We start from the raw sequence: 17,496 nt of genomic DNA on the forward strand, positions 1-17,496 counted from the left end.
CCGGCAAGACCCATATCGCCCTCGGCCTAGGCCTGACCGCCTGCCAGAAAGGACTGCCAGTCGCCTTTGTCACCGCCTCCGCTCTCGTCCACGAGATGATGGAGGCCCGCGACGAGAAACGCCTCCTGCAACTCCAACGCAAACTGACAAAGGTCAAGCTGCTGATCATCGACGAGTTGGGCTTCGTGCCGCTCAGCAAGACCGGTGCCGAACTGCTCTTCGAGCTGATCTCGCAGCGCTACGAGCGCGGTTCAACCCTGATCACAAGCAATCTCCCATTCGAAGAGTGGACGGAAACCTTCGGCACAGAACGCCTGACCGGCGCACTTCTGGATCGGCTGACCCACCACGTCAATATCCTGGAAATGAACGGCGAAAGCTATCGGCTCAACCAAAGCCGCGCCCGCATCGCAACCGCCGGAACATGATCCTCACAGAATTGGCCTGACGGCCAATGCGCCTTGGAACGTGCTTGCTAAATGAGAGCCGCACGCTCCAAGGCGCTCGCGCCCAGATGGCCTACTTTTGCTCCGCCACAGTGGCCGGGTTTTACTCCGCCGTTGACAGGCAACGCAAATTAATGATTGGAATTGCATTGGCGTTAGCGTCAGCCAACACTTCGGCCGCCTCATGGTAGCTACGTGCAAGATCAAGAACCTGCAAATTGGGAAGTGCAGTCATTCTCACAAGTATCTCTCCTATGATGGACTTGCTGCCTGCAAGACTTTGGTGCGATACGTAGCGTTCAGAAAGGCGGGCTTCAACCGCGGATCGCTTCAGTCGGGGTGAAGGTCCGCTGTCGGCAACCGCTCAAACTTTGCAAAGCGCGCTATCTGCGCATAGCTGCCACTCGACCAGCTTACCTCCCCGGCATTCCTGACAGAAACTATCAGATGGCGGCAGTCAGCCCTAAATGCCCCACCAGCCCTGAACTCAGATTCTTGTTCCCCCTGGTGTAAAAAACGCAGGGGAATTCTAGCATGCTGCCGCATTTTGATAGGAGATATACGTTATTGGAATCTGAAATAATTACTCCTCAAGCTCTTTTTCAAGCTCATGCCTTCGTTCAATGGTTGCTCTTACTTTGCATATTTCCAGATCAGGGCCGCGCGTAGGACCCGCGGCGAAAACTCCGAAATAATATTCACATTCACTATCCGCGAAATTCTTCCAAATTGCGTGTCGTTCTTGCAGAATTTGCAGGGCCGCGGCGTTTTCTAGCCCCAAATCTACAAGCTTACGCTGCAATTTCTGTTCAACGCCTGCCAGCAACTGTTCTTGATGCTCCCTTTCGTCCGAAAGGCAGTCCAGCCACTCCTCGCTTATGTTTGAGACCTCGCTTGAGCAATTGGCAAAGGCCGGGCTCAAAAAGCTTCTGGTTTCTGCAATGGCTGCAAATCCGACAACACAAAGAGTTATCGATCCAATGACCCCAACTGCTTTTACAAGAAAATGTTCAGGCGAATTCATTTTGCCAACCACACTGCGAAATCTGAGTTGCATGACCCAACTTCGACGTCGACGTTGCCAGCGTCAACTATGCAGGAGTTCTCATCAATGAGCATTTTAAACTGGTTGTCCGGCAATGGATGAAAATACATTTTCGTGGCCTCGGACCAACTGTCTGTAAAACGATACCCGTTGCGATCATCGAGCTCTAGGAAATACCGTCCCTGATAAATGACAAGCAATCCAGTTTCTGTGGTTCCAAACGCCAGCTTCTGTGCGCCGTCCTTAAGGTCGAAATTCCAATCAAAACCACGTCCGGTCACTCTGTTTGACACATGGTAGTAATCACCCATTATGGGTTCAAACGCCTCAATGATATGAAAAGGAAGAGCTTCGTGTTCTTGGGAAGTCAGGTATGCTTTGGCGAATTTCGAGGTCAGCGCCGACATCTCGTGAATGACATAGCCGCTGCCGTTCACCGGTGGGATATCCCAATTTTGCGCGGGATTACCCACTTCGCACTCGGCAAAAATAACTTCCGAGGATTTTGCGTGCGGTCCGCACGGAGCCTCTTCTGCCGTCAGGCATAGCCCATCAACCGATATCAACCGATGATTGTTAATGAGGAACGGATGGGCATCTAGGCAGCTATTCGCAAAATGTAGTGAGTTTTCTTTCACATACAGCTGACATTCCCCAAGTGGAACGTCCTCCCGCCCACCTTGCCGCTGTTCTGCGCTCCTATCAAGCCTCTTGGACCCATGGTGCCGTTGTTCGGGCATCTGACGCGCGAACTGAGCACGATTTCCGGTCTCGGGGGCGAGGTTGATCCGGATATTGGTCTGACCGACCCCCGTATGGATAGACCGGTTGAGCCGCTTTTGTTCAGGTTTTATGATTAACGATGTTGTCATTAGGGAACCGGCGGTGCGCGCAGCCGATGTATGGCCGCAAGGATGCGGTTGAACAGATCGCCGCTGACAGCCACCTCGGCCAGTTGGAAGGTGATTGCACGGGCGTGACGCACAACCCTCGCACCAATCTTGATCAATCGCGTCTGCAGGCTTGTCAGTGACCAGTCGGCTATCTCATCAGGTAGATCAGTGCCCTGTAGGAAGGCACCGATATTGTAAGCCAGTGCATGGAGTTGCAGCCGCACCTCGTTCTGCGCCATGCCTTTGCAGGACAAACGGGTCCAGTTGATCGCCTGCTTGCCTTCCTTGATGTATTGCTCGGCGGTGCCGCGTTGGTTGTAGAAGCGGATGATCCAGTCGGGTTCCATCGGCATGTTGGTGACCACGAAGCCCACGCGCGGGAACAACTCGCTGGGATGCCATTCCACCTTGGCGATGACACGACGAGGTTTGTCCCAAGATGCCGCCTGATATTGGAAGTCGCCGTAGATGCGCTTCACGCCTTTTGGCGGACGACCCACAGGGCGCTTGAGCAGATGCGCAATCTTGCCCTGAAGAACGCGATTGGCCCGAAGGCGGATGGCGTAGAAATAGTTTTCCAGTTCCAGAGTTTTGTATAGCTCCGGGATGGCGAACGCAGCATCCCCCCGGAAGAACCGCATCAGGTGACGATCCGCATATCGCGCGATGACGGGCTTCAGAACCTCTTCCCACCCATCTGCGCTGTGAACATTGCCGGGGCGCAGGGCGCAGCGTTCCAAATGGCCAAACTGGTTGAAGACGAACAGCGGGTGATAGCACATGCAGCCGAAATGCCCGTTCCAAGCGGTGCCTTCTTGCGCGCCGTGGGTGGGACTGACTGAACTGTCCATGTCGAGCGTGATCCACTTGGGCGGTTTGCGATTGTGAACCCGGTCGATCCAGTGTCCTGATAAATCCGCCAGCACAGTGCGATTGTCGGTTGCCGCCAACACCTCGGTCTCGAACCGTCCCATCTGGCTCGCAGACGCGGCCTTGGCCTCAACGGCACGCCCTCCAACGACCTGCCGCATCACCGGATCAAGCGATAAACGGTCCGCGTCATTAACATCATCATATCCGGCCAGCCGCCCAAAGACCGACTGGCGCAACAAGCCGACCAGTGAGTGCAGGCGATTGTGGCCAGTTCGCGTGTCTCTCAGAAATCCGCCCGCAATGTCGTGCAGGCCGAGCACTTCATCCAATTCCCTGAACAACAGTAATCCACCGTCCGAGCTGATCTTGGAACCATGAAACTCCAGCCGGACCCGGCGGTCAAAACTGAGCCGCCCATCACCCGTTTCGCGTGCACCCTCTGGGTGATCCATAATCCACCACCTTCAGCCAAATTAACATACTGAAATATAACACATTAGTGGCCGTTGGAGGCGCGAAAACGTCAAGTTACTTGGGAAATGCGGGTATAGGTAACATAACAGACAAGAGATATTTCCTTTGACCAGTCATTCCATAGATCAGCTAAAGTACCTGTGGCGCATCAGCGTGCCGCTGTCCTGCGTCTGGGTCGAATACGGCGAACCCAAACTCAAGGCACGCTGGGAAGAATTGCAAAAGGTCTCCGCTATCACTGCATTCGATGACGCAGCGCAACAAGTTCGCGATGCGGAATGCAGCCCGGTGGAAAAGATGCAAATGCTTTGGAAGAAACCGCAGGAAATCTTGACCGCGCGGGCAGAAGTTGAACGTAAGCTCAAGCAAAATATCCTAAGCTATATCTCGCAGGGGCATGCCCATGCCTATGGGTTTGAAGCCCCGCGCAAAGTCGCCAATGCTCCGGTCTACATTCCCAAATCAACTTGGGCTGGAAAGGTTGATTGGTACGAGCGCACGCTTAGCCATCAGGGGCTAGAATTTGTGGAAGTGCGCATAACCACCAACCGTATCCGCAATGAGATCCTAGACCGTGGCAATGTCACGGTAAAAGCCCCCACGCCTGCTGGCCGCCCCACTATCGGCCCATCGATCCAGGCTGCATTCAAGGCCTTGGAAAAAAGTGGGGAGGTAATCCCCCCTAAAAATAGTGGTGTTCCAAAGTAGAATTTTCTCGGCAAGATATCTGAGGAGATTTATGATGAAGAATGGACGATTTAGCGACGCGCAAATCATGGCAGTGTTGAAGCAGGCGGAGGGCGGTGTGCCGGTCTCTGAGCTTTGCCGCGAGCACGGAATGAGCAGCGCGAGTTTTTACAAATGGCGGGCCAAGTTTGGCGGCATGGACGCGTCCTTGATTTCCGAGATGAAGGATATGGCGGAAGAGAACCGTCGTCTGAAGCGCATGTATGCCGAGATGAGCATGCAAAACGACCTGCTGAAAGAAGCGCTTGGAAAAAAGCGTTAAGGCCGTCTCATCGGCGAGAGATGGCCATGAATGCAGTTGCGCAATATGGGGTCAGCATAGCTCTGGCCTGCCGTGCGTTCGAGATCAGCGAGACCTGCTATAGATACAGCCCTGTGCTGAGCGATGACAACGAAGAGATCGCAGATTGGCTTGAACGCTTGACGGCTAACAAGCGGACCTGGGGCTTCGGCCTGTGCTTTTTGTATCTGCGCAACGTGCAGGGCTATGGCTGGAACCATAAACGTGTCTACCGGGTCTACTGTGAGCTGGCGTTGAACCTGCGTATCAAGCCGAAGAAACGCTTGAAGCGGGACAAGCCGGAACCACTGGCTGTGCCTGAAAGACCAAATGAAACTTGGTCCATGGACTTCATGGCGGATCAGCTGGCGGATGGCCGGTCGATCAGGGCATTAAACGTCTTGGATGACTTCAATCGCGAAGGACTGGCTATTGAGGTCGACTTCTCGCTGCCTGCTGAACGTGTCGTGCGTGCGCTGAACCAGATCATTGAGTGGCGCGGAAAGCCCCAAGCTATTCGTGTGGACAACGGCCCAGAATACGTCAGCGGGAAGCTCATGGAATGGGCTGAGAAACGCAATGTGCGGCTCGAATATATCCAGCCCGGTAAGCCCCAACAGAATGCCTATATCGAGCGCTACAACCGCACCGTTCGTGGCGAATGGCTGGGGCAATACATCTTCGAAACCATCGAGGAGGCACAGGACCAGGCAACACAATGGCTCTGGACTTACAACAACGAGCGACCCAACATGGGCATCGGCGGCATGACACCCGCCATGAAACTGAAAACGGCTGCGTGAATTCTACGGCTGGACCCAATTAAAAATGGGGGGATTACCAGTCCATCTGCGATGGCGTGCCTGCCGAGATGATCAAAGACCGCGCTGTCATCGTCAACAACCGCCTCAATGAGCTGGAACAGGTGCTGTCCACTCAGGAAGAAGAGAAGATCATCTTCCACCCCAATATGGCGGACCGCTACCACAAGGAAGTGCGCGGCCTGATGGACACCATGAACAACCCCGAGACACGTGCCGAAGCATCACAGCATCTGCGCGCAATGATCGACAAAGTAGTCCTCACCCCCAACGAGACGGGTGAAGAATTGACGGTTGATCTGATTGGCGACCTGGCAGGCATTCTGTCGGTTGCAACTACGTCAGAAAGCAGCCGCATTGCAGCGGAACTTTCTAAACTTCAACACGTGCATCAAGAGCTTAGGGTAGAAACGCAAACAGCCCCGCAAGGGGGCTGTGTGTCTGCGTATTCTACTGGCGCTACCTCACAAGAGGCGCTGGTTGCGGGAGTAGGATTTGAACCTACGACCTTCAGGTTATGAGCCTGACGAGCTACCGGGCTGCTCCATCCCGCGACAGTTATGATGTCCTAGCGCTTTGCTACTTGAGGACGATTTGTCCTAGTAGTTAGCGTTTATGTTATCGTTTTTGAGTTTTGGATTTTACTAGGTTTGGCAGTGACCTACTCTCCCACGCCTTAAGACGCAGTACCATTGGCGCAAAGGCACTTAACTTCCGGGTTCGGGATGGGACCGGGTGTTTTGCTCTCGCTATCGCCACCAAACCAAGAAAAATCCAAGAACCTGCGGTTCTTGGATTTTTTTGGTTGGCGGTCGGCAGGGTATTTGCATGGCAAATGCCCGAGAGACCGCACCCCAGTTATGTCACGAGGACATTTCCAAGATCGCAGGGAAACAATCAACACTGACGACTTTACGTTAGTAAAGTCTGTCACGCAGCAGGCAGTGCAAATGCACGTTGCTGCACCTTTGTTATGTCACAAGTCATGTGGTGCTTATTTGGTTCTTGGCTGTCTATTACTAGATCAGATCAAGCCAATCGGGCGATTAGTACCAGTCAACTGAACGTGTTACCACGCTTACATCTCTGGCCTATTGACGAGGTGGTCTACCTCGGCCCTCAGGGATACCTTGTTTTGAGGGGGGCTTCCCGCTTAGATGCCTTCAGCGGTTATCCTGTCCGAACATAGCTACCCAGCACTGCCGTTGGCACGACAACTGGTCCACCAGTGGTTCGTTCACCCCGGTCCTCTCGTACTAGGGGCAACTCCTCTCAAGTATCCTACACCCACGGCAGATAGGGACCGAACTGTCTCACGACGTTCTAAACCCAGCTCACGTACCTCTTTAAACGGCGAACAGCCGTACCCTTGGGACCTGCTCCAGCCCCAGGATGAGATGAGCCGACATCGAGGTGCCAAACACTGCCGTCGATATGGACTCTTGGGCAGTATCAGCCTGTTATCCCCGGCGTACCTTTTATCCGTTGAGCGATGGCCCTTCCACTCGGGACCACCGGATCACTATGGCCGACTTTCGTCTCTGCTCGACTTGTCAGTCTCGCAGTCAGGCTGGCTTTTGCCATTGCACTCAACGAGCGATTTCCGACCGCTCTGAGCCAACCTTCGCGCGCCTCCGTTACGCTTTAGGAGGCGACCGCCCCAGTCAAACTACCCGCCACGCAGGGTCCCGGATCCGGATAACGGACCGCGGTTAGACATCAAGAGTGCGAAGGGTGGTATCTCAAGGGAGGCTCCACCGAGACTAGCGTCTCGGTTTCGATGCCTACCACCTATCCTGCACGTCACAATCCTGATGCCAGTGCGAAGCTGTAGTAAAGGTGCACGGGGTCTTTCCGTCTAACCGCGGGAAGCCTGCATCTTGACAGGCAATTCAATTTCGCTGAGTCGATGTTGGAGACAGCGGGGAAGTCGTTACGCCATTCGTGCAGGTCGGAACTTACCCGACAAGGAATTTCGCTACCTTAGGACCGTTATAGTTACGGCCGCCGTTTACCTGGGCTTCAATTCAGAGCTCTCACCCCTCCTTTTAACCTTCAGGCACCGGGCAGGCGTCAGACCCTATACGTCGTCTTGCGACTTCGCAGAGCCCTGTGTTTTTAATAAACAGTCGCCACCCCCTGGTTTGTGCCCCCGGATTCCACTTGCGTAGGACCCGGGCCTCCTTCTCGCGAACTTACGGAGGTATTTTGCCGAGTTCCTTCAACATCGTTCTCTCAAGCGCCTTGGTATTCTCTACCAGTCCACCTGTGTCGGTTTAGGGTACGATCTTATAGAGGGGCTATTTCCAGGAACCGCTCAGCTGCTCATTCAATCCAATAAGGATGAACAACACCTGCGATCCGTCACCACCTCATGGCCCAGGAATATTAACCTGGTTCCCATCGACTACGCCTTTCGGCCTCGCCTTAGGGGTCGGCTTACCCTGCTCAGATTAGCTTTAAGCAGGAACCCTTGGACTTTCGGCGAGAGTGTCTCTCACACTCTTTGTCGCTACTCATGTCATCATTCTCGCTAGTGATCTCTCCACGGGATCGCTCACGCGCCCGCTTCATCGAAAGCTCCGTGTCTCCAATCCTACCGAAGTAGGTAAGGAGACATGGAACTATGTCACACTACGCTCTGCTACCATGCACTATGTGCATCCTCAGCTTCGGCTCATGGCTTGAGCCCCGTTACATCTTCGCCGCAGGACGTCTTAATTAGACCAGTGAGCTGTTACGCTATCTTTAAAAGATGGCTGCTTCTAAGCCAACTTCCTGGTTGTTTTGGACATCCCACCTGCTTTCCCACTTAGCCATGAATTAGGGGCCTTAGCTGGAGGTCAGGGTTGTTTCCCTCTCCACTACGGACGTTAGCATCCGCAGTGTGTCTGCCGTATAGTACTCCCGGGTATTCGGAGTTTGGTTAGGATCAGTAAGACGGTGAGTCCCCATTACCCATCCAGTGCTCTACCCCCCGGGGTATTCGTACGACGCTCTACCTAAATAGATTTCGCAGAGAACCAGCTATCTCCGAGTTTGATTGGCCTTTCACCCCTAGGCACAGCTCATCCCGATCTTTTTCAACAGATGTGGGTTCGGTCCTCCAGTGCATGTTACTGCACCTTCAACCTGGCCATGCCTAGATCACTCGGTTTCGGGTCTGATCCCACGAACTCATGCGCCCTATTAAGACTCGCTTTCGCTGCGCCTACACCTAACGGTTTAAGCTTGCTCGTGAGACCAAGTCGATGACCCATTATACAAAAGGTACGCTGTCAGGCCGCAAGGGCCCTCCAACTGATTGTAGGCGTTCGGTTTCAGGTACTGTTTCACTCCCCTCGTCGGGGTGCTTTTCACCTTTCCCTCACGGTACTGGTTCACTATCGGTCAGTAAGGAGTACTTAGCCTTCGAAGGTGGTCCTCCGATCTTCAGACAGAATTTCACGTGTTCCGCCCTACTTAATACGTCCTATCATGTTTCGAATACGGGACTATCACCCGCTATGGTCCTGCTTCCCAACAGGTTCTTCTCACACTCAAGGCTCGGCTGGTCCCCGTTCGCTCGCCGCTACTAGGGGAGTATCAATTGATTTCCTTTCCTCCGGGTACTTAGATGTTTCAGTTCCCCGGGTTTGCTCTTATAAACCTATGTATTCAGTTCATAAGTACCTGGTTAAGAACATTATTGGCTACCGAAGTAACAATAATGAACTTTCAGGTGGGTTGCCCCATTCAGAAATTCATGGATCAAAGCTTATTCTCAGCTCCCCATGACTTATCGCAGAGTATCACGTCTTTCATCGCCTCTTACTGCCAAGGCATTCACCAAACGCCCTTCTCGCGCTTGATCTGATCCAGAAATAGATAGCCTAAACCATCAGGATCCAGCCGCTGGTAAGTAGCCGGACCACAATCTCTGAACCAAAAAGCATACTTTCCCGCATTTATGATGCGAAAGTCGCTTCACTACTAAGGCTGTGATGTCGGTCGCAGCCCCTTCGCAAAACAAACATCATAAATACAATTGGTTCCAAAACCTTGCGGAATTAGAACCGGGTTAGTGTACTTGACTTGGACAACTCTGTCGTTTCAAACCGGCATACCCTGGGACGTCCGAGGAAACAGACGTATTCCAAAGCTCGCTGTGTAAAATCCGAAGATCTCACCCAGCACCAATCTGAGATCATCCCCACACTCGGGGCGATCAACAGTGTTGTTGATTGTTTCTCTCTTTACGATATCAATTCGTCCAATTGGACGGTTAAGAACTGCGCACAGTGCTTAACGATCTAATTGTTTAATGGTGGAGCCTAGGAGGATCGAACTCCTGACCTCCTGAATGCAAATCAGGCGCTCTCCCAGCTGAGCTAAGGCCCCATCTTAATCCCGAAGGATGAGTGGTGGGTCGAGGAGGACTTGAACCTCCGACCTCACGCTTATCAGGCGTGCGCTCTAACCACCTGAGCTACCGACCCGGTTTTCGATTTGCAAAGCAAATCAAAACCCGTGTGCGACAGGGTATTGCAAAGCAATGCCCGAGAGCAGCACTCAGTGGTTATGTCACCAGGCAGCGCCAGATAACGGCTGCTGCCGCGACTTGTCTGAAGAGATATGAGGACGGCTCGGTCCAAAGGACATCCAGTAGATGTCCCGATGTTGAACAGTTTTGATTACTGTTCATTGCTAAGTGTATCACGAGGAAGAACAAGTTCTTCTTGCTAGATACATCCTTAGAAAGGAGGTGATCCAGCCGCAGGTTCCCCTACGGCTACCTTGTTACGACTTCACCCCAGTCGCTGAACCCACCGTGGTCCGCTGCCTCAAAAGTTAGCGCACGGCCTTCGGGTAGATCCAACTCCCATGGTGTGACGGGCGGTGTGTACAAGGCCCGGGAACGTATTCACCGCGTCATGCTGTTACGCGATTACTAGCGATTCCGACTTCATGGGGTCGAGTTGCAGACCCCAATCCGAACTGAGACATCTTTTGGGGATTAACCCATTGTTGATGCCATTGTAGCACGTGTGTAGCCCAACCCGTAAGGGCCATGAGGACTTGACGTCATCCACACCTTCCTCCCGCTTATCACGGGCAGTTTCCCTAGAGTGCCCAGCCGAACTGCTGGCAACTAAGGATGTGGGTTGCGCTCGTTGCCGGACTTAACCGAACATCTCACGACACGAGCTGACGACAGCCATGCAGCACCTGTCACTTGGTCTCTTGCGAGAAAGCTAGATCTCTCTAGCGGTCCAAGGATGTCAAGGGTTGGTAAGGTTCTGCGCGTTGCTTCGAATTAAACCACATGCTCCACCGCTTGTGCGGGCCCCCGTCAATTCCTTTGAGTTTTAATCTTGCGACCGTACTCCCCAGGCGGAATGCTTAATCCGTTAGGTGTGACACCAACAAGCATGCTTGCTGACGTCTGGCATTCATCGTTTACGGTGTGGACTACCAGGGTATCTAATCCTGTTTGCTCCCCACACTTTCGCACCTCAGCGTCAGTATCGAGCCAGTGAGCCGCCTTCGCCACTGGTGTTCCTCCGAATATCTACGAATTTCACCTCTACACTCGGAATTCCACTCACCTCTCTCGAACTCAAGACCAGGAGTTTACAAGGCAGTTCCAGGGTTGAGCCCTGGGATTTCACCCTATACTTTCTGATCCGCCTACGTGCGCTTTACGCCCAGTAATTCCGAACAACGCTAACCCCCTCCGTATTACCGCGGCTGCTGGCACGGAGTTAGCCGGGGTTTCTTTACCAGATACTGTCATTATCATCTCTGGCGAAAGAGCTTTACGACCCTAAGGCCTTCATCACTCACGCGGCATGGCTGGATCAGGCTTGCGCCCATTGTCCAAGATTCCCCACTGCTGCCTCCCGTAGGAGTCTGGGCCGTGTCTCAGTCCCAGTGTTGCTGATCATCCTCTAAAACCAGCTATAGATCGTAGACTTGGTAGGCCATTACCCCACCAACTATCTAATCTAACGCGGGCCGATCCTTCTCCGATAAATCTTTCCCCCGAAGGGCGTATAAGGTATTACTCACCGTTTCCAGTGGCTATTCCTTAGAGAAGGGCACGTTCCCACGCGTTACTAACCCGTCCGCCGCTCACTCCGAAGAGTGCGCTCGACTTGCATGTGTTAAGCCTGCCGCCAGCGTTCGTTCTGAGCCAGGATCAAACTCTCAAGTTGAAAGCATCTCGCGATGCTATCCTTGACGTTCGAACCTCTGCACATCTCCAATACTCAGGACCGCTTTTGGGGGCAGATCCATATGTCCACCCGGCTAAGGATTGGACACGTATCGGAAGTCATCTGTTTGATTGTGCTTCAGTTTACAAAAGTAAACAAAAGTCCGTCAAACAGTGAAGCTGACACTAGATCATCGAACAGACCAAATGGCCCACCCTACTAGCGTTGATATACAGACGTTGATCCATCGAAACGAACCAAACCGCCCACATATCTCTTCAGTTATCATCAATGTCAAAGAGCAACACCTAAAGGCCAAAAACAAGACCACCGCGCCAATTCCTTAGCGCAACCGCCTCATAACATCCTCCAGATGCCCCAGTCTCTCCTGAGCGTCCAGCAGCCTTTCCTGCCAGTCAGCGACCTCTCAGCCGCCCCACCGTGCCGCGTCTCCGCCGCCGGTAGAGGGGGTTCTAAGTATAACCCAGAGAACCCGCAACCCAAAAACCAATCAAATCACAACTTTCTGCAAAAGAAATGTGAAATAAAAACAAAATCAATACCTTACCATACAAACCACCCCCACACCCGCACCGCAAAAAGCCTCAAAAACAGCCCCCACAAACCACAAAACAACCAAAATCCAACTTACCCACAACATTACCCACAGACTCACCAAAAGGAATCAAGACAAACAACACAAAGCCCCAGAGAAAAACCAGCAAGAACAGCAAAAGCAGCGCCGGAAAACAAAAAGCCTTGTGCGGGAATACAAAAAGAGGCCCGGCTAACAGCCGAACCTCTCAGAGCTTTAGTGAAGACAGCCGCCCCAGACAGTTTCATCAAGCCTTGGCGGCGGTCACCAGGAACTCTACCAGGAACTCCGGCAGGGCAAGTTTGGCCTCACCACAGGCGCGGGCCGGCGCATTGCCCTCGGGGACCCAGGCGTCCCAGACCGCATTCATTTCTTCAAAGTCGGCCATATCGGCCAGCCAGATGGTGGTCTGCAGGATGCGGGTCTTGTCAGACCCGACCTCAGCCAGCAGGGCGTCGATCTTATCCAGGCAGTCCTGGGTCTGCTGGGCCACGCTGGCGCCTTTGGTACCGACCTGCCCGGCGAGATAGATGGTATCGCCATGCACTACGATCTGGCTCATGCGGGCGCCGGTGTGGAGACGGGTGATTTCAGTCATGATTGTATTCCTGGTTGAAAAGAAAAAGCTACGATCGGAGAAGCCCCCGACGCATATCGAAGAGAGGCACCTTCGCAGGAGGTCAGGTCTCGATTATTGCGACAACAGCCACTTACCACTGGCCTGCCGACAGAAGCGACGAGAGGCGTTTACCGTCGCAGCTCCTCCATTGGGGTGAGCCACGTGTTTCAGCGAAACGCAGGCGCCCTGCTTTGCTGTCACGTTGACCACACCATGGGAGCCCGTTTGCGGATTGCTCCACTTGACCGAGCTGCCTACTTTTACCCTCGCATGCTCATACAGCGCGGATTCGGCCGCGCGCATCGTGTCAAAATCGACAGGCGACAGCGGCGATTGGGCTAAAATTCGGCTCAGGGGCTTGGCCGTTGCCGGGACAGAGGCAAATACAACAGATGCGGCAACAACAAGCGCAGGGAAGAAAGCAGCAGATTTGATCATGGATGTCTTAACCTGAAAGGAAATGTTCAAAACAGCCCCTAAGACCTACGACAAGGCAAGAGCTGACGGGCCCAACATGACGCAAGCCGCCTGCCCTGTCCATCCACCACAGCGCATGGCCCGCGCCTCAGGAGAACTTGCGAAACAGTCGCGTGGTGTCAAAGAGCTCATCAAGGCGATCATAGCGCTCTTTGGTCTTGTCCCAGCTTTCCTCCTGGGTGGCGGCAATCATCGCCTCCAGCAGCATCATGGTCGAGATATTCGAATCCCAAGCCGAAGGGATTTCGACCCAGCAATTGAAGGCATGTTCAGCCACCGCAGTCACCGGACTGGCCCACTGATCGGTGATCAGCACCACTTTGACACCCCGCTCGGCAGCCAGCTCAGCAAGCCGTTGCAGGTTGGTCTCGTAGCGGCGCACGTCAAACATCAGCAGGGTATCCCCCGGCTCCATGTCCAACACATAGTGCGGCCAGGTGGCGGAGGAAGAGGTCATATGTGTCACCCGCTGCCGGATCGCCTGAAAATGGGTAAAGGCATAGTCAGCCAGCGCCCGAGTGATCCGACCGCCAACCACATAGAGCCGCGCCTCGGTATTGGCGAGCTGCCGCACAGCCGCATCAAACTGGCCGGTGTCTACATTGGAAAAGGTTTGACTGAGGTTATCGGTCACCGCCTGGGAAAACCGGTTGAGCAAATGCCCCTCTGGCGCCTCGGCAGCCCAGTTTTCGCGCCGCTGTGTCGGCCCCGAAACCTTAGCCTCCAGCTCCTTGAGCAGCGCTTGGTGAAACTGCGGGTAACCTTTGAACCCCAGCTTTTGCACCATTCGCGCCACAGTCGGCGTGGAGACATCGGCGTTGGAGGCCACAATAGTGATCGAGGCCAATCCAGCCACTGGATAATTCTCCAGCAGCGAATTGGCAAATTTGCGCTCTGACTGGGTCAGCGTTTTATATTGATCCCGGATCAACTCTCGCACGGTGAGCGGCGGTTTGGTCACAGTGGCATCCCTCCTCGGGGTGATCAAAAAACAGGCGGCAAGAGGCACAGTATACCCGAAATACCGCCGCCGTTACCAGTATCACAGAAATCCCTTCTGAAATAATATTGACAGAAATATTGCTTCGTGAAAAGATTTTTTCAAAACGAGGAGAGATGAATGACGTTGAGCGATTCCCACGCTCCCTGTGCGGCTTACGAAGTGTTCAACGGCGGTGGCCGTGGTGAGGCTTTGATCCTGTGCGAGCACGCCAGTCATCACATCCCGGATCGCTACGGCGATTTGGGTTTGGTGGGGGCCGATCGCCAGAGCCATGCAGCCTGGGACCCCGGCGCATTGGCCGTGGCAAAGGCCCTATCTGACGCCCTGGACGCGCCTCTGATTGCCTCGTGCATTTCCCGTCTTGTCTATGACTGCAACCGCCCCCCAGAGGCGGCTTCGGCGATGCCGGAGAAATCTGAACTGATAGAAGTCCCCGGCAATGTCGCGCTGACGGATGCGCAGCGTGCGGAACGCGTTGACACGGTTTATCAGCCTTTCATCACTGCGGTTGACCAGATGATCGACCGACGCAAGGCCGCAGGGCTGCAGACCGCGCTGATCACCATTCACACCTTTACACCAGTGTACTACGGCACCCCCCGCGCAGTGGAAATCGGGATTTTGCACGACAGTGACACGCGGCTTGCCGATGCCATGTTAGCGCAGGCCTCTGCCCTGCCCCAGCGCCAGGTGGACCGCAATGAGCCCTACGGGCCAGAAGACGGTGTGACCCATTCCCTGCAAATTCACGGGCTGGAAAACGGGCTCCCCAATGTGATGATCGAAGTCCGCAACGACCTGCTGCGCACCCCTCAGCAAGAAACCCAGATGGCAGATGAGCTGTTGGCCCTGCTGCGCCCGGCGCTGGCAGCCCTAAAGGCCGAAGGAGGCACCAGTGCCTAAACTTATCCTGCGCTACATTCGCGCCGTGGAGGCGATGAACAGGGTGATTGGTCGTTTTGCCATGTATCTGATCTTTGCCCTTATCGCGGTTCTTTTGTGGTCCTCGGTCTCCAAGACCTTTTTCAACCCCTCGCTTTGGACGCTGGAGATGGCTCAGTTCATCATGGTGGCCTACTACATTCTAGGCGGGCCCTATTCGATGCAGATGGGATCAAACGTGCGGATGGATCTGTTCTATGGTGGCTGGACCACCCGGACCAAGGCCCTTGTCGATGCCTTTACCGTCTTGTTCCTGATGACGTACCTGGGCATCCTGCTTTATGGCGCGGTCAGCTCGATGGCCTATAGCCTGGGCTATTTCGGGCTCGAGCCGTTCTCTTTCTTTGGCGACATCATCGTGACCTTCTTTACCGAGGGCCCAAGCGCCGCCTGGGGCAAGATCGGCTATATCGAGCGCAGTTCCACCGCCTGGCGCCCCTATCTGTGGCCGGTGAAATCTATCCTCTGCTTCGGTGTCTTTCTGATGCTGTTGCAATGCCTTGCCGAATTGTTCCGCGATATCGGACGTCTTCGCGGAGTTGAAATCTGATGCCTTATGAATTGATCGCCGTTGTCATGTTTGCCGGCATGATGCTGATGCTGATGACTGGCCAGCGGGTGTTTGGCGCCATCGGATTTGTTGGCGCTGTGGCGGGGATGCTGCTTTGGGGCACCGGCGGGGTCGAGATCCCCTTTGCCGCCTCGATGAAGCTAATGAAGTGGTATCCGCTGCTGACCCTGCCGATGTTCATCTTCATGGGCTATGTTCTGTCTGAATCCAAAATTGCCGATGATCTTTACCGGATGTTCCATGTCTGGATGGGTCCGGTACAGGGCGGTCTGGCCATTGGCACCATCGGGCTGATGGTGCTGGTTTCCGCGATGAATGGCCTGTCGGTGGCAGGCATGGCCATTGGCGCCACCATCGCCCTGCCCGAATTGCTGCGCCGGGGCTATGACAAGATCCTGGTCACGGGCACCATCCAGGCCGGGTCTTCTCTGGGCATTCTGGTGCCGCCTTCGGTGGTTCTGGTGCTCTATGCGATGATCGCGCGTCAGCCCGTGGGACAGCTCTGGCTGGCTGGTGTCGTCCCCGGTCTGCTGATGGCCACCATGTTCATCATCTACATCTATATCCGCGCCAAGATGCAGCCTGACCTTGGCCCCGCCATGAGCCACGAAGAACTGGCCGAATATGATGAGATCAGCACCCACCCGCTGCGGCTGAACTTCATCGTGCTGGCCGGGATCGTGCTGGTGCCGCTCTTGGTCAAACTCGACGTGATCGCGCCGAAATCTGCCATTGGAGTTGCCCTGGGGGCGGCTGTTCTAGGTTTTGCCACCCGCGCCATGCCGCTGTTCTACCGGGATGTGTTCCTCAAGGAAAAACATCGGCTGCTGTTTTCCGGCGTGCTGCCCCTGGCGATCTTTGCCACCATGATGGTGCCCTTTGTAAATGGCTGGACCTCACTGGTGGAAAGCTCTGCCATTGGCGCCATGACCGCCTTTATCGCCGCCATCCTCAAAGGTCGGATGAACAAGGCAGTGTTTGAAACCACTGTGCGGTCGACCCTGGGGATTTCCTGCATGTTCATGTGGATCATCCTGGCGGCCCTGGGCTTTGGTGCCATCTTTGACGGGCTGGGCGCCGTCAAGGCCATCGAGGATCTGTTCACCGCGCAGCTGGGGCTCAGCCCCTGGATGATCCTGATCCTGATGCAGCTGAGCTTTATCGTGATGGGCACCTTCCTGGACGACACCGCCATGCTGGTGATTGTGGCGCCGCTTTATGTGCCGCTGGTGGGCGCCCTTGGATTTGATTTGATCTGGTATGGGGTGCTGTATACCATCACCACCCAGATCGCCTATATGACGCCGCCCTTTGGCTACAACCTGTTCCTGATGCGTGCCATGGCACCGCCAGAAATCGGCCTGAAAGACATCTATATCTCCATCATCCCCTTTGCCGCCGTCATGGTGGTGGCACTGGCCCTGATCATGGCCTTCCCACAGATCGCCCTGTGGCTGCCAGACCTGGTCTACGGCAGGTGATGGAACCCCCGAATAAACCAAAAAGAGCCCCG

11 protein-coding genes, 3 tRNA genes, 3 rRNA genes and 1 pseudogene are annotated in these 17,496 nt (G+C 54.4%); 6 read left to right on the top strand and 12 right to left on the bottom strand.

Annotated elements, in window-relative coordinates:
- Positions 1-2 precede the first annotated feature (2 nt).
- A pseudogene (locus JZI28_RS15260) lies at positions 3-428 on the top strand (ATP-binding protein); the annotation flags it as partial.
- Between the two features lie 601 nt (positions 429-1,029).
- On the opposite strand, the gene JZI28_RS15265 reads toward JZI28_RS15260, so the two are convergent.
- The 3 genes from JZI28_RS15265 to JZI28_RS15275 are packed head-to-tail and all read right to left on the bottom strand — an operon-like array spanning position 1,030 to position 3,709.
- Complete coding sequence (locus JZI28_RS15265) at positions 1,030-1,470, bottom strand: lysozyme inhibitor LprI family protein (protein ID WP_375698170.1); 441 nt, start codon at positions 1,468-1,470, stop codon at positions 1,030-1,032.
- Complete coding sequence (locus tag JZI28_RS15270; RefSeq protein ID WP_375698171.1) at positions 1,467-2,363, bottom strand: hypothetical protein; 897 nt, start codon at positions 2,361-2,363, stop codon at positions 1,467-1,469. Before JZI28_RS15270 ends, JZI28_RS15265 begins: the two co-directional genes overlap by 4 nt.
- Positions 2,363-3,709, bottom strand: a complete 1,347-nt coding sequence (locus JZI28_RS15275) for an IS1380 family transposase (protein ID WP_040176196.1) — start codon at positions 3,707-3,709, stop codon at positions 2,363-2,365. The genes JZI28_RS15270 and JZI28_RS15275 overlap by 1 nt, the downstream gene beginning before the upstream one ends.
- A gap of 127 nt (positions 3,710-3,836) precedes the next feature.
- On the opposite strand from JZI28_RS15275, the gene JZI28_RS15280 reads away from it, so the two are divergent.
- Both JZI28_RS15280 and JZI28_RS15285 read left to right on the top strand, forming a co-directional pair.
- Positions 3,837-4,439, top strand: a complete 603-nt coding sequence (locus JZI28_RS15280) for a hypothetical protein (RefSeq protein WP_375698172.1) — start codon at positions 3,837-3,839, stop codon at positions 4,437-4,439.
- Between the two features lie 34 nt (positions 4,440-4,473).
- A protein-coding gene (locus JZI28_RS15285; RefSeq protein WP_375697739.1) for an IS3 family transposase occupies positions 4,474-5,561 on the top strand; the annotation gives its coding sequence in 2 pieces (ribosomal slippage) (positions 4,474-4,735 and positions 4,735-5,561; 1,089 coding nt in all).
- A gap of 495 nt (positions 5,562-6,056) precedes the next feature.
- On the opposite strand, the gene JZI28_RS15290 is transcribed toward JZI28_RS15285, so the two are convergent.
- The 9 genes from JZI28_RS15290 to JZI28_RS15330 form a co-directional block, all read right to left on the bottom strand.
- Positions 6,057-6,133, bottom strand: a tRNA-Met gene (locus JZI28_RS15290).
- Positions 6,134-6,227: 94 nt separating this feature from the next.
- A 5S ribosomal RNA gene (rrf, locus tag JZI28_RS15295) occupies positions 6,228-6,342 on the bottom strand.
- A gap of 262 nt (positions 6,343-6,604) precedes the next feature.
- Positions 6,605-9,432, bottom strand: a 23S ribosomal RNA gene (locus JZI28_RS15300).
- A 451-nt stretch (positions 9,433-9,883) separates the two neighbouring features.
- Positions 9,884-9,959, bottom strand: a tRNA-Ala gene (locus JZI28_RS15305).
- 21 nt (positions 9,960-9,980) lie between these two features.
- Positions 9,981-10,057: transfer RNA gene (locus tag JZI28_RS15310), tRNA-Ile, on the bottom strand.
- A 259-nt stretch (positions 10,058-10,316) separates the two neighbouring features.
- Positions 10,317-11,776 (bottom strand): 16S ribosomal RNA (locus JZI28_RS15315).
- Together the 16S, 23S and 5S rRNA genes with 3 tRNA genes alongside form the textbook arrangement of a ribosomal RNA operon.
- A gap of 842 nt (positions 11,777-12,618) precedes the next feature.
- Entirely contained in the window at positions 12,619-12,969 is a 351-nt protein-coding gene (locus JZI28_RS15320; RefSeq protein ID WP_295447953.1) for a RidA family protein, read from the bottom strand.
- 93 nt (positions 12,970-13,062) lie between these two features.
- Entirely contained in the window at positions 13,063-13,458 is a 396-nt protein-coding gene (locus JZI28_RS15325; protein WP_375698173.1) for a hypothetical protein, read from the bottom strand.
- Positions 13,459-13,555: 97 nt separating this feature from the next.
- Positions 13,556-14,428, bottom strand: a complete 873-nt coding sequence (locus JZI28_RS15330) for a MurR/RpiR family transcriptional regulator (RefSeq protein WP_295447959.1) — start codon at positions 14,426-14,428, stop codon at positions 13,556-13,558.
- 159 nt (positions 14,429-14,587) lie between these two features.
- Here JZI28_RS15330 and JZI28_RS15335 point away from each other — a divergent pair, with 159 nt between their 5' ends.
- Genes JZI28_RS15335 through JZI28_RS15345 form a run of 3 tightly spaced genes read left to right on the top strand, consistent with a single transcriptional unit; the run spans position 14,588 to position 17,464 of the window.
- Complete coding sequence (locus tag JZI28_RS15335; RefSeq protein WP_375698174.1) at positions 14,588-15,373, top strand: N-formylglutamate amidohydrolase; 786 nt, start codon at positions 14,588-14,590, stop codon at positions 15,371-15,373.
- Positions 15,374-15,407: 34 nt separating this feature from the next.
- Complete coding sequence (locus JZI28_RS15340; RefSeq protein WP_375700111.1) at positions 15,408-15,962, top strand: TRAP transporter small permease subunit; 555 nt, start codon at positions 15,408-15,410, stop codon at positions 15,960-15,962.
- Positions 15,962-17,464 carry a TRAP transporter large permease subunit gene (locus JZI28_RS15345; protein WP_375698175.1) on the top strand — a complete coding sequence of 501 codons (1,503 nt, stop codon included), beginning with the start codon at positions 15,962-15,964 and terminating at the stop codon, positions 17,462-17,464. The genes JZI28_RS15340 and JZI28_RS15345 overlap by 1 nt, the downstream gene beginning before the upstream one ends.
- Positions 17,465-17,496 lie beyond the last annotated feature (32 nt).

The organism is Pseudophaeobacter sp. TrK17 (genome assembly GCF_042192375.1).
Lineage (GTDB): Bacteria > Pseudomonadota > Alphaproteobacteria > Rhodobacterales > Rhodobacteraceae > Pseudophaeobacter.